Annotated in this window: 22 protein-coding genes and 1 tRNA gene; 10 read left to right on the forward strand and 13 right to left on the reverse strand. The window is 64.0% G+C overall.

The window, feature by feature from the left end:
* Positions 1-22: 22 nt before the first annotated feature.
* The 4 genes from DIE12_RS10245 (at position 23) to DIE12_RS10260 (ending at position 3,683) form a co-directional block, all read left to right on the forward strand.
* Entirely contained in the window at positions 23-742 is a 720-nt protein-coding gene (locus DIE12_RS10245) for a hypothetical protein (RefSeq protein WP_185641233.1), read from the forward strand.
* The gene (locus DIE12_RS10250) at positions 739-1,665 is read left to right on the forward strand and encodes a 3-oxoacyl-ACP synthase (protein WP_124551190.1); all 927 of its coding nucleotides are present in this window, start codon (positions 739-741) and stop codon (positions 1,663-1,665) included. The genes DIE12_RS10245 and DIE12_RS10250 overlap by 4 nt, the downstream gene beginning before the upstream one ends.
* Before the next feature lie 421 nt (positions 1,666-2,086).
* Positions 2,087-2,791 (forward strand): LuxR family transcriptional regulator, encoded by a 705-nt coding sequence (locus tag DIE12_RS10255; RefSeq protein ID WP_260429009.1) that lies wholly within the window; start codon positions 2,087-2,089, stop codon positions 2,789-2,791.
* 241 nt (positions 2,792-3,032) lie between these two features.
* Positions 3,033-3,683, forward strand: coding sequence for an acyl-homoserine-lactone synthase (locus DIE12_RS10260; protein ID WP_185641234.1), 651 nt, complete (start codon positions 3,033-3,035; stop codon positions 3,681-3,683).
* Between the two features lie 64 nt (positions 3,684-3,747).
* Here the strand turns inward: DIE12_RS10260 and DIE12_RS10265 are convergent, their stop codons facing one another.
* Positions 3,748-4,314, reverse strand: coding sequence for a hypothetical protein (locus DIE12_RS10265; protein ID WP_185641235.1), 567 nt, complete (start codon positions 4,312-4,314; stop codon positions 3,748-3,750).
* Positions 4,315-4,988: 674 nt separating this feature from the next.
* On the opposite strand from DIE12_RS10265, the gene DIE12_RS10270 reads away from it, so the two are divergent.
* A complete protein-coding gene (locus DIE12_RS10270) occupies positions 4,989-5,282 on the forward strand; it encodes an H-NS family nucleoid-associated regulatory protein (RefSeq protein ID WP_059620058.1) in 294 nt (97 codons plus the stop codon).
* Between the two features lie 347 nt (positions 5,283-5,629).
* On the opposite strand, the gene DIE12_RS10275 is transcribed toward DIE12_RS10270, so the two are convergent.
* The 8 genes from DIE12_RS10275 to fdnG all read right to left on the reverse strand — a co-directional run bounded on the left by DIE12_RS10275 (position 5,630) and on the right by fdnG (position 16,278).
* The gene (locus DIE12_RS10275; RefSeq protein WP_124551192.1) at positions 5,630-6,883 is read right to left on the reverse strand and encodes a site-specific integrase; all 1,254 of its coding nucleotides are present in this window, start codon (positions 6,881-6,883) and stop codon (positions 5,630-5,632) included.
* A 170-nt stretch (positions 6,884-7,053) separates the two neighbouring features.
* Positions 7,054-7,149 (reverse strand) — tRNA-Sec (locus DIE12_RS10280).
* A 31-nt stretch (positions 7,150-7,180) separates the two neighbouring features.
* Complete coding sequence (gene selB / locus DIE12_RS10285) at positions 7,181-9,106, reverse strand: selenocysteine-specific translation elongation factor (RefSeq protein WP_124521874.1); 1,926 nt, start codon at positions 9,104-9,106, stop codon at positions 7,181-7,183.
* The gene (gene selA / locus DIE12_RS10290; RefSeq protein WP_124521876.1) at positions 9,103-10,542 is read right to left on the reverse strand and encodes an L-seryl-tRNA(Sec) selenium transferase; all 1,440 of its coding nucleotides are present in this window, start codon (positions 10,540-10,542) and stop codon (positions 9,103-9,105) included. The genes selB and selA overlap by 4 nt, the downstream gene beginning before the upstream one ends.
* A 73-nt stretch (positions 10,543-10,615) precedes the next feature.
* Positions 10,616-11,551, reverse strand: a complete 936-nt coding sequence (gene fdhE, locus DIE12_RS10295; protein ID WP_185640991.1) for a formate dehydrogenase accessory protein FdhE — start codon at positions 11,549-11,551, stop codon at positions 10,616-10,618.
* A 107-nt stretch (positions 11,552-11,658) separates the two neighbouring features.
* The gene (locus tag DIE12_RS10300) at positions 11,659-12,285 is read right to left on the reverse strand and encodes a formate dehydrogenase subunit gamma (protein WP_124486369.1); all 627 of its coding nucleotides are present in this window, start codon (positions 12,283-12,285) and stop codon (positions 11,659-11,661) included.
* Positions 12,282-13,196 carry a formate dehydrogenase subunit beta gene (gene fdxH, locus DIE12_RS10305; protein ID WP_124521880.1) on the reverse strand — a complete coding sequence of 305 codons (915 nt, stop codon included), beginning with the start codon at positions 13,194-13,196 and terminating at the stop codon, positions 12,282-12,284. Before fdxH ends, DIE12_RS10300 begins: the two co-directional genes overlap by 4 nt.
* 10 nt (positions 13,197-13,206) lie before the next feature.
* Positions 13,207-16,278: a formate dehydrogenase-N subunit alpha gene (gene fdnG / locus DIE12_RS10310; RefSeq protein ID WP_148092715.1), complete on the reverse strand. Its 3,072-nt coding sequence runs from the start codon at positions 16,276-16,278 to the stop codon at positions 13,207-13,209.
* A 139-nt stretch (positions 16,279-16,417) separates the two neighbouring features.
* Between fdnG and DIE12_RS10320 the strand changes: the two genes are divergently transcribed.
* From DIE12_RS10320 to DIE12_RS10330, 3 genes are all read left to right on the forward strand, one after another.
* Positions 16,418-17,350 carry a YihY/virulence factor BrkB family protein gene (locus DIE12_RS10320; protein ID WP_124486372.1) on the forward strand — a complete coding sequence of 311 codons (933 nt, stop codon included), beginning with the start codon at positions 16,418-16,420 and terminating at the stop codon, positions 17,348-17,350.
* A gap of 421 nt (positions 17,351-17,771) precedes the next feature.
* Positions 17,772-18,932, forward strand: a complete 1,161-nt coding sequence (locus DIE12_RS10325; protein ID WP_124486373.1) for a porin — start codon at positions 17,772-17,774, stop codon at positions 18,930-18,932.
* A gap of 478 nt (positions 18,933-19,410) precedes the next feature.
* The gene (locus DIE12_RS10330; RefSeq protein WP_124521884.1) at positions 19,411-19,884 is read left to right on the forward strand and encodes a VOC family protein; all 474 of its coding nucleotides are present in this window, start codon (positions 19,411-19,413) and stop codon (positions 19,882-19,884) included.
* A 140-nt stretch (positions 19,885-20,024) separates the two neighbouring features.
* Here the strand turns inward: DIE12_RS10330 and DIE12_RS10335 are convergent, their stop codons facing one another.
* Positions 20,025-20,249, reverse strand: coding sequence for a hypothetical protein (locus tag DIE12_RS10335; protein ID WP_260426287.1), 225 nt, complete (start codon positions 20,247-20,249; stop codon positions 20,025-20,027).
* 259 nt (positions 20,250-20,508) lie between these two features.
* Positions 20,509-20,958 carry an HU family DNA-binding protein gene (locus tag DIE12_RS10340; protein ID WP_011548077.1) on the reverse strand — a complete coding sequence of 150 codons (450 nt, stop codon included), beginning with the start codon at positions 20,956-20,958 and terminating at the stop codon, positions 20,509-20,511.
* A gap of 268 nt (positions 20,959-21,226) precedes the next feature.
* On the opposite strand from DIE12_RS10340, the gene DIE12_RS10350 reads away from it, so the two are divergent.
* Positions 21,227-22,345: an acyltransferase gene (locus DIE12_RS10350; protein WP_124521886.1), complete on the forward strand. Its 1,119-nt coding sequence runs from the start codon at positions 21,227-21,229 to the stop codon at positions 22,343-22,345.
* A gap of 175 nt (positions 22,346-22,520) precedes the next feature.
* Here the strand turns inward: DIE12_RS10350 and galU are convergent, their stop codons facing one another.
* Both galU and DIE12_RS38045 read right to left on the reverse strand, forming a co-directional pair.
* Positions 22,521-23,408, reverse strand: coding sequence for a UTP--glucose-1-phosphate uridylyltransferase GalU (gene galU, locus DIE12_RS10355; RefSeq protein ID WP_124486375.1), 888 nt, complete (start codon positions 23,406-23,408; stop codon positions 22,521-22,523).
* 229 nt (positions 23,409-23,637) lie between these two features.
* Positions 23,638-23,781: a hypothetical protein gene (locus tag DIE12_RS38045; protein WP_006479318.1), complete on the reverse strand. Its 144-nt coding sequence runs from the start codon at positions 23,779-23,781 to the stop codon at positions 23,638-23,640.
* 213 nt (positions 23,782-23,994) lie between these two features.
* On the opposite strand from DIE12_RS38045, the gene DIE12_RS10365 reads away from it, so the two are divergent.
* On the forward strand, positions 23,995-25,170 hold the full coding sequence (locus DIE12_RS10365; RefSeq protein WP_124521890.1) for an acyltransferase: 1,176 nt from the start codon (positions 23,995-23,997) through the stop codon (positions 25,168-25,170).
* Positions 25,171-25,406: the final 236 nt, after the last annotated feature.

Genomic DNA, 25,406 nt, shown 5'->3' on the forward strand with positions numbered 1-25,406 from the left:
TGCAGCGCCGATCGATATTGCCATGTTCTGCCACAGTAGCCTTAACGAGCATGTGTCCACAACGACCGCCGGACGCTTGCGCGCAGTAATCGGCGCGCCGTGCTTCCCGTTCGCCGTCTCCCAACAGCAGGGGGCCTCCACGTTCACGGCGCTGCAGCTGGCCAGCGATCTGCTGATTGCGGAGCCCGACATCCGCACCATCTTGATCGTCGCTGCAGAAAAGTGGTGTTCTCCGTTTTCGCGATGGACCGACCAGGGAATCGTGCAGGGCGATGCAGCCGGCGCCATCCTGGTGGAGCGCTCCGGACCTGCGTCTTGCGGACTGATGGTGATCGACGCTCGCGCCAGCCGCCTCCACCGGGTCGCGACACCCGCCCCGCTCTCAAGCCAAGATATCCGCACAGATTGGGTTCGAGCGCTGCGATCGACGATCGACGCGATACTGCTCCGACACGCGCTTCAACCCCACGACGTTGGCACCGTCGTAGGAGCAGGAATAGATCCGCCACTTGATGAAGCTATTTGCCGACATCTCGGTCGCCGTCTCATTGAATTTTCCGACTGCCGTCGCGCCAATCTAGGCGCAGCCGAACCTATCGTGCAGCTCGCCGATGTACTCGAATCTCACGACCTGCCAGTGTGCGAGCGAATCCTGACGTGGGGCGTCGGCCTAGGCGGCTTCGTCGGTTGCGCATTGTTCGGATCACATGGCAGGCCGCTCGTATATCTCAACCCGCCATGAGCGTATCCATTGGGATCGTCCATACCGCTTACTACCTACCTGAGCCGGTCGATGACGTTCGCAGCTGGGGCCAACGAACGAAGCAGTCCTCCGAGACCATCAAACGCCTCGAAGAAGCGGGGGTGCACGCCTTCTACGATGCTCGGGGACGCACTGCGCTCTCGCTAGCCACTAACGCCATCAAATCGCTCATTCATGCGACCCAGCTTGCGCCCGACACGGTCGACTTTCTCGTCTACGTTCACACGCTTCAGGGCAGTGTCGCCCCACCGCCGCTGTCCTTGCCACGCCTGCTATGCGAACACTTCAATTTCGAGCAGGCGGAGGCATTTTCGTTTGCGCAACAGCATTGCGCCTCATCACTGGGCGCGCTACGGATCATTCGCGCAATGTTTACGGCCCGTCCGGCCATCAACCGAGGCCTGCTGGTCGGCGCAGACGCCATGCCCATCGCAAGCGACCGGTCAATAGCCGGGGCCGGATTACTCAGCGACGGCGCATGTGCTGTGCTTGTCGAACGCGATGCCTCGGTCAATCGATTGGTCTCGCTCGCGTTTCACGCGAGTGGCGAAGGTTGGCGCGGCACTCTGGGACAAGATGAATCGCGTTTCGCAGCTCAATACTTCTTTGCGGCGCGTCGGCTCGCGACGCAAACCAGCGCCGAGGCAAATGTGCCCCCAGCCGAAATTCAGCGCATCTTGCCCTCCCATCTTGATCTGCCAACCTGGCGCAGAACTGTCGCATCGCTTGGCCTTCCCGCACGATGCCTGTTTACTGACAACTTTGTCCGCGTCGCGCATGTGACGGTCAGCGACCCATTTATCAATCTCGCCGACTGCGATGATCTGATTCCCGGTAAGCCTTTCCTACTATGCGCCCGGGGAGTGGGAGGATTTTCCGCAGCGGCGCTCTTCATTCGCTAACAGGATCATTGAATTCAGGAAATTTCGCCGATAGCGCGGTACGTGATCGCGAAATACGTCGCAATATCGTTCCTTTTTCTGACAGTGACTTTAAAAAATAAAATCGCGTATTAAATTATTACATTCTATTGGCTGACGTTCCGATCCCAACCATTAGACTCTATACTAGCTACGCACCCAACGTCCATCTCGACGCGACCTCCGGCGTCCGCCACAGCATTGCGGGTGCGCGGGCACTCAGCGCCCCACTACCATACTTTTTGTCCGAGTCGCCGCCACCGAGCCGGCGCCCTGCTCCAGAATTTCTCTCGAATGCCACTAGGTAATAAGCGAGGTATGAGTCATGAGAACGCGATTTCGGCATCGTGCAAACAAAAGAGCGCCCAAGCCACCACCATGGAATGTCACATTAGCCACCCGAATGGCGCCGCTCCTCGCACTCTTTACCGGTGCAAAAGATATTCCTTCACTTTCTGACTTGCTTGGCAATGCGGTGCTTCCACTCGGCTTTCCATGTTACGCCGTCACCCGGATCTCCCTGACTTGCATTCGCTCTCGACCCAGCATGTCTATGGAGGCAATTTTCTCGCATTATCCCAATAGCTGGGTGCAGCACTATCTACAGCACGACTATGGTCTCGTCGATCCTGTACATCGAGCTGCTTTTACTTCCTCCGGACCTTATCGCTGGGGTGATATAACCGATTTGAACCACGCTGAGCGACATGTGCTTGTGGAAGCAAGCGACGCCGGCCTCAAAAACGGTCTCAGCGTTCCAATTCGCGAGGTCGGAGGCAGCGTTTTGCTCATCAATCTGTCAGGGCCGTCATCCCGTATCAATGCGGGGACGAGCCGGCAGCTCGCGAGTGTAATCGGCAATCTATTTCGTTTGGAGCTGGATCGGTTCGCTCCTCCCGACCCTCAATCTTTCATTGAGCTTTCTCCACGTCAGCGTGAATGCCTTTCATGGGTCGCGCGAGGAAAAACGTCGTCGGATATCTGCATGATTCTTGGAATATCCCGCCATACTGTCGAATACCATATCGCTGAAGCGATGAAGGTTCTGAACGTGAATAGCAGGATAGCAGCCGCCGTCACTGCCTCACATTACGGTCTGCTTGATTAGCTCCTTATTTCCGACCAAAATTTTCCGAAGAATGTGCGGGCGTACTACTGGCATTTTTATCCATGCCCGCAGACCTCTCAAATCCCATATATTGAATAATCCCGGACCAACCGAAGATCTTCAATCTTGCTCGGATAATACGCGGCCAATGTTCATTTGCGCCTCCTCCCTACATCACTAGTTCCAGCTGTTATTTCGACTTGATAGCGTTGCGCCCATCAATAGACGATGGAGAACGCAAATGCCACTCATTATCGCCGGCAGATTGATCGACTTGCCACTTGAGCTTCGTGAAGGACTCGGCACGTTCCGATATGACGTGTTCGTGCGCCGCCTCGGCTGGCCGTTGCCCGACATTAAGGAAAATGAAACAATCGAGTGGGATCACTTCGATGGCGAAAACACCGTTCAGATTGTTGCACTCACTTCCGAACGACAGATATGTGGTTGCGCACGCCTGATGCCAACTACCTCTCCGTACCTGCTCCGAGAACTGCTTCCTCGATCGTCGAACCTCGACCTTCCCTCCTCACCCACTGTGTGGGAGCTATCCCGGTTCGCCGGCTCGGACATGCAACTCTTTCCCTATGTCATGGCCGTCGCTGCATCGCTCGGCGCGAATCGCATCATCGGTGTCGTCACCCACGCCATTGCACGACTGTACCGCCGCTTTGGCCTTGATCTGCAATATGTTGGACCGCACCAGGACACAGCTACCGCTCCGTTCCTGACCTGTGCAATTGATCTCACCCCCACCACATTCGCCAGCCTTGGAGCCAACCTCGACAACCTCCGATCGTCAATCACATGGCATCAGTCGCTCACACAGAATGTTCCCGGCTCACTGAGGACGCAGCCATGTGCTAGTCGTTGTTCAACAGACATGCGATAGCCGTTCTTCCCGGCAGGGGCCGTCGCGCTCCGCCGAGATTGGCACTCGGCAGCCAAGGCCACGACTAAGATGCGGATCGCCGGCGGTGATGCCGATTATCCGCATCCTTTACCCAATCTGGCCGGATGGCGGATGCGTAGGCCTGACCGGTTCGCGAACCTTCCCCGCTTGCCTGTGCGCGCAGTCCGAGACGTTCATCAATGGCATGAGCGACAGTCGAAGATTTTGGCAGGCGGCCGTCATCGCAGTCCGCCCAGAACAGGCGCATCGCGTCGAACAACACTGAGAGGATCGCGGTCAGGTAAGGCAGCCGAACGACTACACCGCCTCCCATTGAATCGCCATCAACAGGACCGTAGCGCGCGCTCGGCACGTCGGCCGGCAGATCAATCCGTAGCGCATCGAGTTCACGCTGCAAGCGCTCTTCAACGCAATAGTGCGCGGTCGCCGAGTTCGCCAGGACCTTCCCAAGCTCGCACAACTTCTCGTCTTTCAGTTGAACGCATCTTGTGAGACGACGAATCTGTGCTTCGGCGTGTCGCAAGCGGATCTGCAAAGCCTCGCAATCGCAGGCCGGTGCCAAGCATGCGTTTGTATCGCTCGATCGCCAAACATTATCGCGTTGCTCCATAGCAGGCCTCGCCTCGAACGTGGCGAAATGTACTCCACACACCGCGAGAAATCGGATCGCTGATGCATCGAACTGACCGGACGCATCGCGCCGGCGCAAATCGGTGAGTCTTTTTTCGTTCCTTCTCGCAACAGTGTCAACTGTGAAGATTGGGGGGCACTGATCAGCGCGCCTGCGAAGTTTAACGATATGGAAAAACGAAACACTCCACCACAGCATCGGCGCAGAATTGGTCTGTCAGTTGCACGAGATCACTCAAGTACGGAAAAAATAACGCGGCTTGTCTGAAGTTTTACGCTTTGGCGGAGCCGGCGATCTCAAAATAGGCCTCCTCATTGTCCGTCCGACGCAATCCAATGGAGATGGCCCCAATGCGCCCTCGCAGATCAGAGCGGCGAGCGCACAACGGGCGACCGCCCAACAAGACACTGATGATCGTCGGCAATTCGCGTACGCAACCGCAATAGTCCAATGTACAGCTTCGATTGTTCCACCAGGTCGGCGGCCTCGGACGATAAATGGTCGACTCCTGGTCCAAACGATGAGAAAATCGCGCAATCAATTCCAATTGCGCTGCCGACAATGACATGTCGCAGATCCGATGTGTCGCGCCGAATTGAACTCTTCGAAGCGACCATTTCAATACTGTTTCTTTTAACCACGTGGAGTGAAGAATGGCCACCTATCAAGAATTGAAAGCCAAGGCTGATGCACTGCTCGTGCAAGCGGAAGAAGCTAGGCAGGCCGAACTAGAGACCGTGCTCGAAGAAGTTCGCGCCCGTATTCAAGAGTACGGTCTTACGCCGGAACAGGTCTTCGGCCGCAAGCGCACACGTAGCGCGAATGGCAGCCAACCCGCGACGCCGAAGTATCAGGATCCGAAGACGGGCAAGACGTGGAGCGGGCGTGGCCGCGAACCGTCATGGATCAAGGGTAAGAAACGTGATCGCTTCTTGATCGCCGAATGATCTCCGCAGCGTAGCGATCGGTCGCCCTACGGGCACTCTCTGGGCTTGCAGTTTCATGCTGCAGGCCCATTGAATCTATATCAAGCCGTGCCGGCCCAAGCGATTCCGATCCGCCTTAGCTGCCCAACGTTGAAGACACCCCACGGTCCTTTGGAATTCATGCCGTTCGCCTCCGCGGCGCCCCAATTTCATACATAGCAGTGGTACCGCCAGATGTCGATGAATTCGGCCTGCATTGCACCAGGATCAAACGACATACCGACGACACAGCCTCGCACTCGCGATACCGGGCACGTGCAAACCCACCCGGCCCACAGCACCGTTTCCAGAACAAAAGCAGCGGCGATTTAGGCAGCGAACGTTTGCGGCATGATCGGCGCCATTGACTCTTCAAGCATGCGTCCGCTTGAACAATACGCACCCCAGTCTTCCATCATGAGCCGCCGTCTTTCGAGTTGATCGCGACGCCGATAAGCCGCTATCGTCTGCGAAGTAATGATGTGCGCCAAGGCTTCCTCTGCCAAAGAATCCGGATAGTCGGTGCATTCGGCGACCCAGTCACGAAATGTCGACCGAAAACCGTGCACGGTGATGCCGGAGTACGACATGCGTTTCAGCAGGGACAGCATCGCCATGTTCGACAGTGCGCGCCCTTCCGTGCAACCGGGAAACAAATATCCATACTTCGCCTTCGGCAGCGCACTGCGTACGATCTCGACGGCCCGCTTGCAAAGCGGCACGCGCAGCGGCCGTCCGCTTTTCGTGCGATCGCCAGGGATACTCCAGACACGGTTGTCAAGATCAAACTCCTCAACCCGCGCAAACCGCGCCTCGTTCGTGCGAGTCGCCGTCAGGACAAGCAAGTGCAGCACTCTTGCCGCTCGTCGCGGGCGTTGTTCCAATTCCCGGATGAATGCCGGGACGTCCTCCCAAGGCAACGCAGCGTGATGCCGGACCTGCGAGCGCTTCTTCGAGCGCGGCAATACTAATTGCAGATGATCAACGTATCGGGCCGGGTTACCGCCGGTTCGGTGGCCCATCACGGTCTCCGCGTCCAGGATCGCCTTGATACGCCCCCGCACACGGCGCGCCGTCTCTGCCTTTTTGGTCCAAATCGGCTGCAGAATGCGGACAATCATCGCTGTGTCGATGTCGCGCACACGCACATCGCCGATGATGGGATAGGCGTAAGTCTTGAGCGTATTGCCCCATTGCTGACTGTGCTTCCGGTTTCGCCACTCCGGTTCGTGCGCTCGAATGAACGCTTCAGCTGCCTCACGGAACGTCACGTTGGCATTGATGGAGATGTCGAGCAATCGGCGATGCTGCTCTTCGCGCCGCGCGAGGATGGGGTCAATCTGGTCCCGAACCATCTCGCGGTACTGAGTGGCCAGCTTTCGCGCTTCACCAAGCGAGACTCGTGAAAGCGGTCCGAGGCCCATTTCGCGTACTCGCCTGTTAAGCGTGAAGCGAAACACCCACGAGCGCGCGCCACTGCCGGCAATCTGCATGAAGAGGCCACCGCCGTCGGCATAATGTCCCGGATCCACCGCCTTCGCGACACGCAGCGCGCTAAGCCGATGCAATTGTCGTCCCGCCATGCCGCCCTCCTTTCCTACCCACAAAACCCATGTCGCTACCCATGTTTCGTGAGGAAATTGTGGGGGACCCGGCCGGACGCCGCAAGCATGCCGTTACCCACAAAACCCCGCAAAATCATGGGCTTGCGGACTTTCAGAGGAAGCTCAAGGAACGCCGCGGAAGCCCGGCATGGCGGAAGGCAGCCGGAGTCGAACCGACCCGGGAGTGTCTGACACCCCCAACCGGGTTTGAAGCCCGGCCGTACCACCGGATACGAATGCCTTCCGTGGGGAAAAAAACCAAAGAACGACGAGCGCCTACGCCTGTACACCCACCCAACCGCTGTCAGGCCGCAGGAAGTGAAGATCGCGGTGGAAGCGAGTATACCCAACCCGATCGAAGAACTCGAGAATCTGGATCGCGCGCTTGCGGCCGAGCCCCGTCGCGTCGCGAAACGTCGCCGCGTCGAGCCCGCCGCCGCGCGTCGGCGCGAGATGCGCGACCAGCCCGGCCAGCTCGCGCACGACATCCGCGTGATAGAACAGGTCGCGCACGACCTGATGCACGTCGCCGCGCCGCGCGAGCTTGCGCAGCAGCGTGCGCACGGCCTCCTCCTGCGCGCCCGTGTCGCGCGCCAGATCGCGGACCCACGGCGGATCGAAGCGCCCCGCATGAATCAGCGGCAGCAGTTGCCGCGCCAGCGCTTCCTCGCGCGCATCGAAACTCACCGAATGCGACGGCAGATGCAGCCACGGCCCGCTTCGCGCCACCTCACCGCCGTCCACCAGCGCATCGACCAACGCACGCCACAGCGCATCGCCGACGAGCGGCGCCGCCATCCGCCGCAGGCGCGCCGCATCGAGCCCCTGCTCGTCCGGCACGCGTTCGTGATACGCGCGCAGCGTATCGATCGCCCGCGCCTGCAGCGCGTCCCAATGCACTCGCGCGATCACCGTGCCGTCGTTCGACGCGCGCTCGCGCTGGCCGATCGCCAGCGCGTCGTCCGGCAACGCCAGCACGTCGGGCGCGAAGCCCGTCAGGTGCGTGAGCATCGCGCGCGCGACCCCGAGCGGCGCCTGCGCGAGCAGCGCATCGAGCCGCCCTTCGTCGAGCCACGCCGCCAGTGCGTCGAGCCATGCGCGGCGCGCAGGCGTGCGACGCTTGCGTGCGGGACCGAACGGATCGAGCACGCGACCGCCGCCGACGGTGCGCGTCGCCTGCGGATTGCGGACGATGAAGCGATCGCCCGGCAGCGCGAACACGGGTTCGTCGAACACCAGTTGCACGCGCATCATCTGGCCCGCCGCGAGCGTATCGCCGTCGAGCAGCGCGACGTGCGCGACGCGATGCAGCGTGCCGAGATGCACGTGCAGCGGCGCCCAGTGCGTCAGCGTGAGCCCCGCATCGGCCAGCAGCGTCAGTTCGACGTCGAGACGCGGCGACGTCGCGACGAGCCGCGCATCCGCGACGGTATCGCCACGCTCGACGTCCGCACGGTCGACGCCAGCCAGGTTCAGCGCGCAGCGCTCGCCCGCGCGGCCCGCGTCGACCGGCCGGTTCTGCGCATGGATGCTGCGCACGCGCGCAGCACTGCCGGTGCGCACGACCGCGAGCGTGTCGCCGGTCGCCACGCGGCCCGCGAACGCGGTGCCCGTCACGATGGTCCCCTGCCCGGCGAGCGTGAACACGCGATCGACCGCGAGCCGGAACAGGCCGTCGTCGCGGCGCGCACGCCATGCGAGTGCCGCATCGGCGAGATGACGCTTCAATGCGGCGACGCCCGGATCGTCGTCGCGCGTCGCGCAGGTTTCGAAGATCGGCGCGCCATCGAGCGTCGAGCCGTGCAGCCACGCAGCGATCTCGTCGCGCACCGCCGACAGGCGCGCGGCGTCGACCCGATCGCACTTCGTCAGCGCGACAGCACCATGCGCGACGCCGAGCAGTTGCAGGATCGCGAGGTGCTCGCGGGTCTGCGGCATCACGCCGTCGTCCGCGGCGATCACGAGCAGCGCGAAGTCGATCCCGCTCGCACCGGCCGCCATCGTATGAATCAGCTTCTCGTGGCCCGGCACGTCGATCAGGCCGAGCACGTCGCCGTTCTCGAGCGGCGTATACGCATAGCCGAGCTCGATCGAGATGCCGCGCGCCTTCTCTTCCTTCAAGCGGTCGGTGTCGACGCCGGTCAGCGCGCGCACGAGCGTCGTCTTGCCGTGATCGATATGTCCCGCGGTACCGACGATCACGCAGCCGGCCCCGCGGCCTGCACGCATTGCGCGACGAATGCCGCTTCGTCCGCCGCTTCGAGGCAGCGCAGGTCGAGCCGCAGCGCATTGTCGGCGATGCGGCCGATCACCGGGCGCGGCCATTCGCGCAACCGTTTCTCGAGCTGCGCGAGCGCACGGCCGCCGCGCTTGCCGTCCGGCGTGCGCACGACGAGCCCGGCGCTCGGCAACTGGTCGACCGGCAGCGCGCCGCTGCCGATCTGGCTGAACATCGGCTCGACCTGCACGTCGAAGCCGCCGCCGAGCGCGGCCTGCAACGCCGGACGCACGCGCTCGGCGGCCTCGGCGATCTCGCGCTGCGGCCGCGTCAGCAGACGCAGCGTCGTGAGCCGCTCACGCAGGAATTCCGGCGCCTGGTACAGCCGCAGCACGGGCTCGAGCGCGGCGAGCGTCAGCTTGCCGACGCGCAGCGCGCGCTTGAGCGGATGTTTCTTGATCTTCGCGACGAGCGCGCGATCGCCGACGATCAGCCCGGCCTGCGGCCCGCCGAGCAGCTTGTCGCCGCTGAACGTGACGAGGTTCGCGCCGGCCGCGACGGTTTCCTGCACGGTCGTCTCGTGCGGCAGGCCCCATTGCGACAGATCGGCGAGCGTGCCGCTGCCGAGGTCGACCGCCACCGGCAGGCCGTGCTCGCGCGCGAGCGGCGCGAGTTCGGCCAGCGTCACCTCCTTGGTGAAGCCGCTGATCGCGTAGTTGCTGCAGTGCACCTTCATCAGGATCGCCGTGCGCGGACCGATCGCGTCCGCGTAGTCGCGCAGATGGGTGCGGTTGGTGGTGCCGACCTCGCGCAGTTTCGCACCCGCACGGCTCATGATGTCGGGAATGCGGAACGCGCCGCCGATCTCGACCAGTTCGCCGCGCGACACGATCACTTCGCGTTTCGGCGCAAGCGCCGACAACACGAGCAACACGGCCGCGGCATTGTTGTTGACGACGGTCGCGGCTTCCGCGCCGGTCAGTTCGCACAGCAGATCGTCGATCAGGTCGTCGCGGTCGCCGCGGCGGCCCGTGGCGAGGTCGAATTCGAGGTTGACGGGCTGCGTGAGCGCGTCGACCACCGCGCGCACCGCGTCGTCGGGCAACAGCGCGCGCCCGAGATTCGTGTGCAGCACGGTGCCGGTCAGGTTGAACACCGCGCGCACGGTGCCCGCGCTCTGCTCGGCCAGCGTGCGGGCGACGGCCGCCGCGATGCGCGGCTCGTCGAGCGGCCCGGCCGCCGGCGGATCCTGCTGCGCGGCGGTGCGCCAGCGTTCGAGTTCGGCGCGCACCGCGTTCAGCACGCGCGTACGGCCATAGTCGGCGAGCAGCGGCTGCAGCGGCGCCGACGTCAGCACGCGCTCCACCGACGGCACGCGTGCGAGGACGGCATTCAGTTCATTCAAACCCGGTTCGGTCACGTAATGGTGGCTCCAATTCCATGCGCGGCAGGCAGCCGGCGCAGGCGCTCGCGCGCGCCCCGGCTCCGTACCGTCATTCCGCTTCGCGCGACATGTCCGGCCACAGCAGCGGGTTCGGCGAACTGCGCTGGTAGCCGGCTTCGTTCATCAGCAGGTCGAGCGTGAGGCTCGCGAGATCGTCCGCCAGCGGCTCGAACTCGTAGTCCTTCTCCTGGTAGCCGATCTTGCGATAGGTCTTGCATTCGTCACAGGACTCGGCCTTGACGGCTTCGCTGCCACCTTCGATCCCGTGGTAAGCGATGCCCTTGGTCGAATCGCAGTGCGAACATTTCGTGCGCACCATGTGCCACTCGGTCGTGCACAGGCCGCACTGCAGGAAACGGTAGCCCTGGTACTGGCCGCCGACGCGCACGACGCTCGCGACCGGATGCGTGCCGCACACGGGGCACAGCCCCGGCTGGTCGAGATACGGGACGTCGGCCGGTGCCACGCGGCTCGCGAGATCGGTCCAGACGACCTGCAGCGCGGCCATCAGGAACGGCGCGGTGGCCGGGTCGACTTCGGCGAAGCGCAACGCGAGGATCGCGTCGGCCTGCGCGTCGAGTTCGGCGGGCGCCATCAGGCGCAGCCGGTCGAGCAGCTTCGCGAGCGACGGATTGACGAGCCCGGCACTTTCGACGCGGTCGAGCAGTTCGTACAGCACGGCCCGCCACTGCGGGTTGCGCTCGCCGTCGAGCGCCGGCACGAGGGGCATCGAATGCTGTTGCGCGTGTGCGATCGCTTCGGGCGACGGCAGCGGCAGTTCCAGCGCCTGCAGCGTCGCGTGCTGCGCGTCGGCGACGGTCGCCATCAGCCGCAGGTAGCCGCTGATCGGGTTCAGGTCGGCAAGCTTGCGCAGCCGGGCGGCACGCGCGGCGAACGCGGTGCCGCGCTCCGGCAGGCGAAAGCGCGGAATGGCCGAGTGATCGAGCGCCGAAATCTCGGTCGGTTCGAGAATGCGTTGTGTCACGAAAATGTCTTCCAAATAAACAAGCGCCGACAGGTCGGCGCTTCAGGCGATTCCGACGGCTGACGGAACGGCCCGCCGCGATCGGCGAGCCGCCCCGCCCCAGTGCGTTATTTCACGCTTTCACGGAACCACTTCGGGTGATGCTTGCGGGCCCAGCCCAGCGTGACGGTGCCGCGCACCATCGCCCCGATCGAGCCCTTCACCCACAACGCCGCGTAAATGTGCACGATGATGCTCGCGATCAGCACGAAGGCCGCCACGGCATGCACGACGGCCGCCGCGCGGATCACCCCGATCGGGAAGTAGAACGAGAAGTAGCGCCGCCAGATCACGATCCCCGACAGCAGGAGCAGCAGCAGGCACGCCACCAACGTGAAGAATAGCAGCTTCTGTCCGGCGTTATAGCGCCCGACGGGCGGCAGCCTGTCTTCCTGGTTGGTCAGCACGTCGCCGATCTGCTTCAGCCATTGGCGGTCGTCCGCGTCGAGCGTGTTGTGATGCCAGAAGCGCACCACGAGAATCGCGAACGACACGAACATCACGAGACCGACGAACGGATGCAGGATCCGCGTCCACTGGCCGCCGCCGAACAGCGCGGTGAGCCAGAACATCGACGGATGGAACAGCGCGAGCCCGGACAGCGCGAGCAGCACGAACGTGATCGCGGTGATCCAGTGGTTCGTGCGCTCGTTCGGCGTGTAGCGGACGATCAGGTTGGGGTCGTCGTGCTTCATTTTGCGTCCTCCTTGATGCGTCGCGCCTCGTCGCGGGCGGCGGCTTCCTCTTCCTCGCTGACCTCGTTCGGACCGACCCGGGTGTAGTGGAAGAACCCGGCCAGCGCGGTCAGCGCGAGGCCGGCGACCGCGAGCGGCTTCGCGATGCCCTTCCACAGCCTCACCATCGGGCTGATCGACGGATTGTCGGGCAGCCCGTGGTACAGCGACGGTTTGTCGGCGTGGTGCAGCACGTACATCACGTGCGTGCCGCCGACGCCCTGCGGGTCGTACAGCCCCGCATGCTCGAAGCCGCGCTCCTTCAGGTCCTCGATCCGCTCGGCCGCGTGCTGCTTCATGTCCTCCTTGGTGCCGAACACGATCGCGCCGGTCGGGCAGGTCTTCACGCAGGCCGGTTCCTGGCCGACCGCGACGCGGTCGGAACAGAGCGTGCACTTGTACGCGCGATGATCCTTCTTCGAGATCCGCGGCACGTTGAACGGGCAGCCGGTCACGCAATAGCCGCAACCGATGCAGTTCTCCTCGTGGAAATCGACGATCCCGTTGTTGTACTGCACGATCGCGCCCGGCGACGGACACGCCTTCAGGCAGCCCGGATCCTCGCAGTGCATGCAGCCGTCCTTGCGGATCAGCCACTCGAGGTCGCCCGCCGGGTTCTCGTATTCGGCGAACCGCATCACCGTCCACGAGTGCTCCGACAGGTCGGCCGGGTTGTCGTACACGCCGACGTTGGTGCCGACTTCGTCGCGCAGGTCGTTCCACTCCATGCATGCCGTCTGGCATGCCTTGCAGCCGATGCACTTCGATACGTCGATCAGCTTCGCGACGCTCCCGGTCACCGGTTCGCGCGCCGTGGGCGGCGGCGTCGTGGTGGCCGAGACGCGCTTGATATCCAGCGATTGCAATGCCATCTCTTCCCCCTTACGCCTTTTCGACCTTCACCAGGAACGACTTGAATTCCGGTGTGTACGAGTTGCCGTCGCCTACGGACGGAGTCAGGGTATTGGCGAGATAGCCGGGCTTCGTCAGACCCTTGAAGCCCCAGTGCAACGGGACGCCGACCGTCTGGACCTTCTTGCCCTCGATCGTCAGCGGCTTGATCCGCTTCGTGACGAGCGCGACCGCGACGATGTAGCCGCGTTTGGACGACACCTTCACGCGATCGCCGTGCGCGACGCCGACTTCCTTCGCGAGGTCTTCGCCGATCTCGACGAATTGCTCGGGCTGGATGATCGAGTTCAGCCGCGCATGCTTGGTCCAGTAGTGGAAATGCTCGGTCAGCCGGTACGTCGTCGCGACGTGCGGGAACTCCGATGCCTTGCCGAACGACGCGCGGTCGTCCGGGAACACGCGGGCAGCCGGGTTGTTCAGCGCCTGCGGGTTGTCAGGGTGCAGCGGGTTCGCCGCGAGCGGCGTCTCGAACGGCTCGTAGTGCTCGGGAAACGGACCTTCGTTCATCCCCGCGCGGGCGAAGAAGCGCGCAACGCCTTCCGGGTTCATGATGAACGGTCCCATCCCGTTCTCGGGCGGTTCGTCCGCCTTGAAGTCCGGAATGTCGGGGCCCTTCCACGCGCTGCCGTTCCAGCCGATCAGCTTGCGGGTCGGGTCGAACGGCTTGCCGGCGACGTCGCACGATGCGCGGTTGTACAGGATCCGCCGGTTGGCCGGCCAGGCCCACGCCCAGTTCAGCGTCTGGCCGATGCCGGTCGGGTCCGAGTTGTCGCGCCGCCCCATCTGGTTGCCGGCCTGCGTCCAGGCGCCGCAGAAGATCCAGCAGCCGCTCGCGGTCGTGCCGTCGTCCTTCAGCTGCGCGAACGCGGCGAGCTGCTCGCCCTTCTTCACGAGCGTCTTGGCCGGATCCTTCGGGTCGGGCAGGTCGGCGAGCGCACGGCCGTTGAACTCCATCGCGAGCTCTTCGGGCGTCGGGCTTTCCGGGTTCGCGTACGGCCAGGTCAGGTTCACGATCGGGTCCGGATACTTGCCGCCGTCCGCCTGGTACATCTTGCGCATGCGCAGGAACAGCCCCGACATGATCTCGAGGTCGCTCTTCGCGTCGCCCGGCGGCTCCGCGCCCTTCCAGTGCCATTGCAGCACGCGGCTCGAACTGACGAGCGAGCCGTTTTCCTCCGCGAAGCACGTGGTCGGCAGCCGGAACACCTCGGTCTGGATCTTCGACGCATCGACGTCGTTGTAGTCGCCGTGATGCTTCCAGAACTCGGACGTCTCGGTCGCGAGCGGATCCATGATCACGAGCCACTTCAGCTTCGCGAGGCCGGCCGCCGTCTTCACCTTCGACGGCGCCGCCGCGAGCGGGTTGAAGCCCTGGCAGATGTAGCCGTTCATCTTGCCGGCATTCATCAGCTCGATCGCCTGCAGCAGGTCGTACTGCTTGTCGAGCTTCGGCAGGTAGTCGTAGGCCCAGTTGTTCTCGGCGGTCGCGGCGTCGCCCCACCACGACTTCATGAAGCTGACGTGGAACGCCTTGTAGTTCTTCCAGTAGCTCAGCTGGTTCGGCCGCAGCGGCAGCTGCACGCGCTTCTTGATGTAGGCGTCGAAATCCTGCTCGGCCTGCATCGGCAGCGTCATGTAGCCCGGCAGCAGGTTCGACATCAGCCCGAGGTCGGTCAAGCCCTGGATGTTCGAGTGGCCGCGCAGCGCGTTCATCCCGCCGCCGGCGATGCCGATGTTGCCGAGCAGCAGCTGCACCATCGCGCCGGTGCGGATCATCTGCGCGCCGACCGAATGGTGCGTCCAGCCGAGCGCGTACAGGATCGTGCCGGCTCGGCCTGGCACGGCCGTCGTCGCGAGCATCTCGCACACCTTCAGGAATTTCTCCTTCGGCGTGCCGCAGGTCTGCTGGACCATGTCCGGCGTATAGCGCGCGTAGTGCTGCTTCAGCAGGTTGTAGACGCAGCGCGGATGCTGCAGCGTCGGGTCGACCTTCGCGAAGCCGTCGTCGCCCCGCTCGTAGTCCCAGCTCGATTTGTCCGGATACGCGTGCTTCTCGGCGTCGTAGCCGGAATAGATGCCGTCGTTGAACGCGAAATCCTCGCGCACGATGAACGAGAAGTCCGTGTAGTTCTTCACGTACTCATGCTGGATCTTGTCGTTCGTCAGCAGATAGTTGATCACACCGCCCAGGAAGACGATGTCGGTGCCGGTGCGGATCGGCGCGTAGTAGTCGGCCACCGAGGCCGTACGCGTGAAGCGCGGGTCGACGACGATCAGCCGCGCCTTGCGGTGCGCCTTCGCCTCCGTCACCCACTTGAAACCGCACGGATGGGCCTCGGCTGCATTGCCGCCCATCACGAGAATCACGTCCGCGTTCTTGATGTCGACCCAATGGTTCGTCATCGCTCCACGGCCAAACGTCGGGGCAAGACCTGCCACCGTCGGGCCATGTCAGACACGCGCCTGATTGTCGAATGCGAGCATCCCGAGACTGCGGATGGTCTTGTGCGTGAGATAACCGACTTCGTTGCTGCCCGCCGATGCGGCCAGCATGCCGGTGGTCAGCCAGCGGTTGACCTTCGCGCCGTCTTCCGCCGTCTCGACGAAGTTCGCGTCGCGGTCGGCCTTCATCAGCTTCGCGATCCGGTCGAGCGCGTCGTTCCAAGAGATGGGTTCCCACTTGTCCGAGCCGGGCGCACGATACTCGGGGTGCGTCAGGCGGTTCGGGCTGTGGATGAAATCGATCAGGCTCGCACCCTTCGGGCACAGCGTGCCGCGATTGACGGGATGGTCGGGATCGCCTTCGATATGGATGATGCTCGGCTGCGCATTCTTCGCGCCGTCACCGAGGCTGTACATCAGGATGCCGCAACCCACTGAACAATAAGGACAGGTGTTGCGCGTTTCGACTGTGCGCGCCAGCTTGTACTGTCGGACCTCGGCGAGCGCTTCCGTCGGAGAAAAGCCCAGCAGGGCAAGACTCGATCCGGCAAGCGACGTGGCCGTCACCTTCAGGAACTGGCGCCGGGACATTTGTAGCATGATGGTCTCGGCGTTTTTGTGGGGTGGGGTGAAACTGAAAGGAATTATAGACAGTTCAGGCAACTATGATCGATTCGTCGGATCAATACCGATTTGCCGATCCACCGATGTCCTGCGTTCAACGCACAACCGAACCGTCATGAAACGACAGATCACGTCCGAGGCGACCCGCCTCGCGCAACAACAGGCCAACTGGGCACTCAACGCGTTCAGGCGCTTCTCCTCCGACCGCTGCTCGGCGATGGCCGCGAGCATCGCGTTCTTCTCGGCGTTCTCGCTCGCGCCGACGCTCGTGATGGTGATCGCCGTGGCCGGCTGGTTCTACGGCGACGATGCCGCACGCGGCCAGGTGTTCGAGCAGGCCCACCAGTTGATCGGCGACGATGCGGCGGCCAGCATCCAGACGATCGTGCAGAACGCGCATCGCGCGGGCCAGCGCGGCGGCATCGCGACGCTGATCTCGTTCGCCGCGCTCGCGATCGGCGCGTCGGCGACGTTCGCGTCGCTGAACACCGCGCTTTCCGTGATCTGGCCGAGTACGGAAAGCCGCTGGTCGAGCATGCTCGGGCTCGTGCGCGTGCGGCTCATTTCGTTCGGGCTCGTGCTCGGCGTCGCGTTCCTGCTGATCGTGTCGCTCGTGCTCGATACCGCGATCACGTTCATCGGCACCTGGCTGCTCGGCGATTCACCGTATGTCGCGATCACCAACCTGTTGCAGTTCTTCGTCGGCATCGCGGTGCTCGCGGGCGCGTTCGCCGCGCTGATGAAGTTCCTGCCCGATGCGCGCGTCGCATGGCACGACGCGACGATCGGCGGGATCGTGTCCGCGATCCTGTTCTCCGGCGGCAAGAAGCTGTTCGCGTTGTATCTCGCGCACGCGGGCACGGCCAGTGCGTTCGGCGCGGCCGGATCGTTCGCGGTCCTGCTGATGTGGCTGTACTTCTCGGCGGCCGTGCTGCTGCTCGGCGCGGAATTCGCGGCCGCGCGCGGCGATGCGCATCGCCGCAACGGCAACGTCCCGGCCGCGGCCGCGCCGACGGATCGCGCCGCCGATCGCTCAGGCGGCAACTGAATCCCCACGTATTTTTTTCCGCGCGGCCGCGCGTCGCGCGCGCCGCATCGTCGCCCTACGCGACTGCCTTCGCTTGCGCAACCCACCCGGCCGCCGCGCGTTGATGCGCTCTTTGCATCAGCGCGCGATGCAGCCTGCAACAGCAAACGTTTGCACGCGTCAATTTCCGTGCGCCAACCGGCCAAACCCGCCCCTCCGCCGCCGAACGCACCAACCGCTGCAACAATCGCGGCGCAGCAATTGTCAACTATTTCAAAAAGAGGAACAGTCCTTGATGTGCTTGATATATATAGACTTTTTCTCGCTGTTACCTTTTCGAGACACTTTATTTTTTAAGCTTTCTTGCAGGGATGGCACTGAGCTATTCTCCAATCCGCAACAAATAATGAATGACGAATCATTTGCGTGGAGATACTCAACGATGAAGAAACTCGCACTCTCGACCCTCTCGCTCGCCCTGCTGGGCGCCGCTGGCGCTGCTCACGCTCAGTCGAGCGTGACGCTGTACGGCGTGATCGATACGTCGATCGCATGGGTCCACGGCAACGACGGCCAAGCCAACAACTCGTGGCAAATGCTGTCGGGCAACCTGCAAGGCAGCCGTTGGGGCCTGAAAGGTGCTGAAGACCTCGGCGGTGGCCTGAAGGCGATCTTCCAGTTGGAAAACGGTTTTGATCCGGGCACGGGCCACCTGAACCAGGGCGGTCGCATGTTCGGTCGTCAGGCATACGTCGGCCTCGAGAGCGCCCAGTACGGTACGCTGACGCTCGGCCGCCAGTACGACCCGCTGGTCGACCTGGTCCAGGCAGTCACGGCTGACAACTACTTCGGCAGCGTGATGGCAACGCCGGGCGACGTCGACAACAACGACAACTCGCTGCGCGTCAGCAACGCAATCAAGTACACGTCGCCGGTCTGGGCAGGCTTCCAGGTCGAAGGCATGTACGCCCTCGGCGGCGTCGCAGGCAAGACGGGCGCAGGCCAGACGTGGTCGGTCGCAGCTGCCTACAACAACGGCCCGGTCGGCGTTGCAGCAGGCTACTTCTACGCAGCCAACCCGTCGCCGACGACGGCGATTGCACGCGGCGGCTGGGGTTCGACGACCTCGGACAACATCATCGACGGCCCGATCAACTCGGGTTACGCAACGGCGAAGTCGATCGCGATCGCACAAGTCGCAGGCCAGTACGCACTCGGCCCGGTGACGTTCGGCCTCGGCTACAGCAACGCACAGTACAAGCCGGACGCATTCTCGGGCTTCGGCTCGACCGAAAAGTACAACACGGGCCGCGCGTTCGTGACGTACCAGGTCACGCCGCCGCTGCTGCTGGGCCTCGGCTACTCGTACACGAAGGCGAGCGGCGATACGGACGCGAAGTACCACCAGGTCGGTATCGGCGCGGACTACTCGCTGTCGAAGCGCACGGACATCTACCTGGTCGGCGCATACCAGCACGCGAGCGGCACCCAGCGCGTGGACGCGACGACGACGCAAAGCGCGCAAGCGTCGATCGCTTCGTACGGCTTCGCTGGCAAGAGCTCGGCCGAACTGGTCGCACTCGGCATTCGCCACAAGTTCTAAGAAGTACGTTTCCGGTGTGCATGGCGTCTCCGACGCCGTGCCGCCGAACTGCAAAACCAGTCACCGGTTTCGGCCGTGGCTGGTTTTTTTTCGTCCGTTGCCGGCGCCGCCATGGCGAGCGGCGATCGTGGCCGGCACCGTGGGTACGGCAAACGGCCGGGAGCGGCGCCTGGGCCGCCTGTCGCGCGCCGGAAGCCTGTCTGGAGGCATCCGGATACACTGCATTGTCAGACAGCGGCATACGGCCGGTCAGGCGCATGCCGCCCTGGCTGCCACCGCGCTCCCATATTCCTCCTGACGCGCGCCTGGAGGATCCGGCGTCGCAACGGACGCATGTGTGTCCACCCTGCCGATTTCGATACCGCGACGCGAAGCACTATGCTTCGACGTGTCGATTTCGACGGCCTTCGTCCGTCGTATCGATGGCGGCACGCAGATTGCCCCGTTCCTCACCGACACACCCGACAGGAGACGCTCCATGACGATTCAGAAGATCACGCCGTTCCTCTGGTACTCGACGGAAGCCGAAGAAGCCGCGGCCTTCTATGCGGGCATTTTCCCGGACTCGCGCGTCGTGCGCGTCACGGCGGTCGCCGGCACCGGCGGCACCCGGATGGTCGAGTTCGAGCTGTTCGGGCAGCCGTTCATCGCGATGAGTCACCCGCGCACCGAGACGTTCAACCACGCGATCTCGCTGATGATCAGTTGCGCCGACCAGGCGGAGCTCGACCGCTACTGGAGCGCGCTGCTCGACAACGGCGGCACGGCCGACGGCTGCGGCTGGCTGCGTGACCGCTTCGGCGTCTCGTGGCAGATCGTGCCCGACGCACTGATCCCGATGATGGCCGACCGCGACGAGGTCAAGGCGGCGCGCGTGGCCGCTGCCATGATGCAGATGACGAAGTTCGACGTCGCCGCGCTGAAGGCCGCATACGCCGGCACGGCGGGCTGACGAAGTCACGGACGCTGCGTGCCCTTCGCGCGGGCAGCAGCACGCATGTGCAGCGCGCGCGGTTCGCGCACGACCGCGGTCGTCCACCGGATTGCATCGCGCCGCGACGCAATCGCAGGCGGCGGCATGCTCGCGAGCCGCTACGTCGACAGCATCGCTTCGACGATCCGTCGCGCGTAGCGCGCGAACGCGCCGACCGTGACCAGCAGGTCGATGTCGCTGCGCGGTGTCGGCCCGCCGTCGCACGCCGAGCCGAATCCGAACGGATGCATCGCCTGCGGCATCGCGCCGGGATGGCGCTCGATCGCCGCACACGCGGCAGTCGCCTGGTCGGCGATCCCGACGGGAACGATCGCTGCGTTCATCACGCGAGACTCGCGCGACACCCGCGCAATGCGCAGCGATACAAGACCGCGCGCCGGCACGAACACGACGATCCGGCCATCGGCGCAAGCGGCCCGCGACACCGGATGCGCGTCACGTCATGCCGTATCCGCGCTGTGCGATGCCGACGCGGCCGCGCGATTTGCGCGGCGCAATAAAAATCCCCGTACGCTTTCGCGTACGGGGATCGTCGGACATCGCAACGGCCGCCGACCTGCAATCGGCGACCGTTACGCGGCATTACGCAGCCGCGTCCTTCAGCTTCTTCAGCGCACGTGCCTTCACGCGCACGCTGGCCGGCTTTGCCGGGAACCAGCGCTCTTCGCCCGTGAACGGATCCTTGCCGAAGCGCTTCTTCTTCGCCGGCACGACTTGCGCCGTGATCTTCAGCAGACCCGGCAGCGTGAACTCGCCTGCGCCCTTCTTGTGGACCGAGCCCAGCACGACGTTCTCGAGCGCGACGAGCACTGCCTTGACCGCCTTCACTTCGACAGCTGCACGCTCAGCGATGTGCGTTGCGAGCGATGCCTTCGTGAACTTGTCCTTCAGCGGCGTCGGAGCGGCCGGTGCTGCCTTCGCGACAGCCTTCTTGGCCACTACTTTCTTCGCGGGCGCAGCCTTTTTGGCAGCCACTTTCTTGGTGGCCGGTGCGGCAGCCTTCTTGGCCACCTTTTTTGCGGAAGTCGCCATGTTTCTCCTACCAGGTGTGGTCGTTGGATACACGAAGCGTGCAACGCGCGCGCTTCAACGCCGGATTCTACAAGCGCCGTGACGCTTCGTGCAGTACTTTTATGCGTTTTCGCGGGGTTTCCCGCAGGTTTTGTTGCGCGCGACCGACTTCGCCGACGCTCGAGCAACGAAAAACGCCTTCACGTATACGTCGAAACGCGTCCGAACGCGAATTACGTTCGATATTTGCGCGCCTATACTGACCTCGCTCAGTGCCCCGGATGCCTTCATGCGCGAAGTCAGATACGTCAAAGGACTCGACGGCCTGCGAGCCCTCGCCGTCATCCTCGTTTTCCTGTCCCACAAGGGCCACGTCCTCGCTGTCGACGTGGGCAAGCTCGGTGTGTGGACGTTCTTCTTCATCAGCGGATTCCTGATCGTCGGCGAACTGCATCGCAACCGTCAGGCAATCGAGAGCGGCACGATGACGCGCCGCCATGCGCTGGCGCTGTTCCTCGCGAAGCGCGCGCTGCGGATCTTTCCCGTCTACTACCTGCTGCTCGCCGCGCTCGCGATCGCGCACGCGCTGTTCTACCAGCGCGGCGTCAATCTCGGGCTCGCGTGGCACGCCACGTTCCTGTCGAACTACTGGATCGGCGTCGTCAAGGACGGCTGGCCAGGCTCCACGTCGCACTTCTGGAGCCTCGCGGTCGAGCAGCAGTTCTATCTGATCGCGCCGCTCACGCTGCTCGCGGTGCCGGCCGCGCGCCACGTCGCGCTCGGCGTCGCGGCCGTCGCGCTGTGCGCGCTCGCGCATCTCGTGCTCTACGCGCTCGACGCATCGCCGGTGCTGATCTACGCGTTTTCCCCGTGGAATTTCGCGCTGATCGCGCTGGGCGGCGTCGGCGCAATGGCGCTCGCCGATCGCGGCCAGGACGTCGTCCGCCGCATTCCGCCCGGCTGGCTCGGCGCCGCCGGCGTCGCGTTCTTCCTCGCGCTGCCCGCGCTCACGACGCTGCCGGACGTCGTCACGGGGCTCACGGATCTCGGCCTGTCCGCGTCGCTCGGCGCGCTGATGCTGTGGATCGTCACCGAACCCGACCACCCGGCCGTGGCACTGCTCGACTGGGCGCCGCTCGTCTATCTCGGCACGATCAGCTACGGCTTCTACCTGTTCCACAACCTGATTCCGGCACGTCTCGGCGAGATGCCCACGCTGTTCGCGCGCGTGCCGATGCCCGCAATCGCCCGGGACGTGCTGCCGGAACTGCTGCAGTTCGCGCTCGCCGTGCTGCTCGCGCATCTGTCGTGGCGCTATCTGGAAAAACGCCTGCTCGACTTCAAGAAGCCGATCGCCGCGATGCTGGCCCGGTACTTCGTCGCACGGCCGGGCACGTCGCCGCGCTGAGCGGCGCACCGGAATCGTCGCGCACGCACCCGTTCGACGCAGCCCGGATTCAGCACCGCCGATTACCCGCCGGCCCACGCCTGCGCGGCGAATGCACGCAAAAAAGCCCCGGCGCACAAGGCCGCCGGGGCCAACGGAACAACCACCACCTGAAACAGCGGAGCAGCGCGGCTGCTTATGCGACAGCAGCCAGCGCGGGCAGGCAGGTACGCAGGTACGCCTCGAATTCGCGGCTCACTTCCGGATGCTGGAGCGCGAGTTCGACGGTCGCCTTGAGGTAGCCGATCTTGCTGCCGCAATCGAAACGCGTGCCGTAGTAGCGATACGCGAGCACCTGTTCGTTCGCGAGCAGCGACTGGACGGCGTCGGTGAGCTGCAGCTCGCCGCCCGCGCCCGGCTTGAGCTTGCGCAGGTGATCGAAGATCGTCGGCATGAACACGTAGCGGCCGACCACGCCGAGGTTCGACGGCGCGTCTTCCGGCGCCGGCTTCTCGATGATGCCCGACAGCTTGATGATGTCCTCTTCCCACTCGCGGCCTTCGATGACGCCGTACGAGCGGCTGTCCTCGCGCGGGATCGTCTCGACCCCGATCACCGAGCTGTGATAGTGGTCGAACACGTCGACGAGCTGCTTGAGCACCGGCTGTTCGCCATGCAGCAGGTCGTCGGCGAGAATCACCGCGAACGGCTCGCCGTGCACGAGCTTCTCCGCGCACAGCACCGCATGGCCGAGGCCGAGCGCTTCCGGCTGGCGCACGTAGAAGCAGTTCACGTGGCTCGGCTTGATGCCGCGCACGAGTTCGAGCAGCTTTTCCTTGCCGCGCGCCTCGAGTTCGGCCTCGATCTCGTACGACTTGTCGAAGTGATCCTCGATCGCGCGCTTGCTGCGCCCGGTCACGAAGATCATCTCGGTGATACCGGCGTTGATCGCTTCCTCGACCGCGTACTGGATCAGCGGCTTGTCGACGACGGGCAGCATTTCCTTCGGGCTCGCCTTCGTTGCCGGGAGGAACCGCGTGCCGAGACCGGCGACGGGGAACACGGCCTTGGTGACTTTCAACATGTTCGCATCCTGATTGCGTTGACTGCGCCGCGTCGCTGGACGACCCGGCGCGATTGTTTTCCGAACGGCATATCGAGAACCGGCGGCACGGCCAATTCCACTCCGCTCATTTTCGATATGGACCGATTGCCCCTGTTTTCCGGAAAAGAGATAATCTGCGCATCCGGTCGATATTGCCGAACCCGGCGCCGATACAGAAACAAATTACCGATTTTCCGGATACAAATTCTTACGATTCGAATTCCTCGATATACGGGACGCCGCCCCGCTCGAGCCCCGGGCGAATCGGCTCGTTCTTCAGCGCCTCGCGGTACGCCGACAGCACGGCCATGACCAGCAGTACTGCCGCGCTCGCGATCCAATGCATGTCCATCTTGCCGCTCCTTGCATCAATCAACTGGAGCTTCAAACTATCAGAAAAAAATCGGCAAATAATTGTGGCGGCGTCGAAACCGCTTTCAGACCGGAATAACACCACTATCTGAAATAGCACTATTTCCCGGCGCGATTTTTTTATTGATTCGAGCGAATTCTTGCGCATTACGATTGGACCATCCCCTTCATCCGTCGCAAGGAATCGAATCGCATGCAAGCTTTCAGCGGATCGTCTTTGGCTGCGCCGCCCGTCGCCGACCACAAGGAACACGTGATCGACGCGATGCGCGGGTTCGCGGCGCTGCTCGTCGCCTATTTCCACTGTCGCCAGGTCGTCTGGGTCGGCATGCAGAGCTTCCATCACGCTTACGGTCATGCGCTGAACCCGAGCGCGATCGCCGGCTACCTGACCTTCCCGTTCGCATGGGGCTCCGCCGGCGTGCCGATCTTCTTCGTGATCAGCGGCTACTGCATCCACCGCAATGCAGCGCTCAAGCTCGCGGCCAACCCCGCGTACCGGCTCGACGCGCCGAACTTCTGGGCGCGCCGCTTCGCGCGCATCTACCCGGTGCTGCTCGCCGCGCTGCTGTTCACGCTCGCGATGGACGCGGTCAGCCTGCAGATCGCGCCGGTCAGCCACAAGATCCGCGACGTCGGCATCACCGCGTTCCTCGTGAACCTGTTCTCGCTGCAAGGCGTCGCCGGCTACACGTACGGGTCGAACGGCGCGCTGTGGACGCTGTCGCTCGAAGTGCAGTTCTACGCGATCTACCCGCTGCTGTTCGCGCTGCGCCGGCGCATCGGCATGCCGGCCATCGTGGCGGCCGTCGCGCTCGTCAACGTCGCGTCGGCGTGGCTGCTCGAACGGCACGACCTGCAGTTCTTCACGTCGTACTGGCTGTCCTGGACCGTCGGCGCGTGGATCGCCGACGTGCGCGCGCAGCCGGTGCGCGGCACGGCCGCCGTGCCGTCGCGTGCGTGGTACCTCGCGGCGGCCGTGCTGCTGGCCGCAGGCTGCGGCGCGTTCCATTTCGGCCAGTACGGCGCGTTCCAGCTGTGGGCGGCCGGCTTCGCGTGCTTCCTGTACCGCGCGCTCGCCTGCCCGCCGCGCCCGACGCCGCTGCTGCGCGTGCTCGGCTGGTTCGGCGACTTCAGCTACTCGCTGTACCTGATCCATCTGCCGCTGTTCGTCTGCCTCGGCTCAGTGCTGTTCCACTCCGAACTGCAACTGTCGATCTGGCCGTCGATCGCGTTCATGGCCGCCGCGATTCCGGTCGCCTACGTGTTCTACCGGCTGTTCGAACGCCCGGCGATGATGTGGGCGGCCAGCCTGAAGCCGACCCGCACCGCCCGCGTCGTCGCACCGGCCCCCGAACGGGCCGCCTGAACGGCGCCGTTCGCGCGCTCGCGGCCCCCGCCCGGCGTCAGGCTGGGCGAGGGCTTTTTTACGGGCAGGACGGCGCGGGAATGCATTTGCGCGTCGCGACGCGGCGGGCACGACGTACCGAAGTACGCAAGCCGCGGCGTCATGCGCCGCCTGGGCGGCTGCACGGCGGTCGCGTCGCCCGACCCCTCACGCGATCCGCGGCAGGACCGCACGGCGCCGCTCCTGGCGTCCCGCGC

The organism is Burkholderia sp. Bp9015 (genome assembly GCF_003853505.1).
Lineage (GTDB): Bacteria > Pseudomonadota > Gammaproteobacteria > Burkholderiales > Burkholderiaceae > Burkholderia.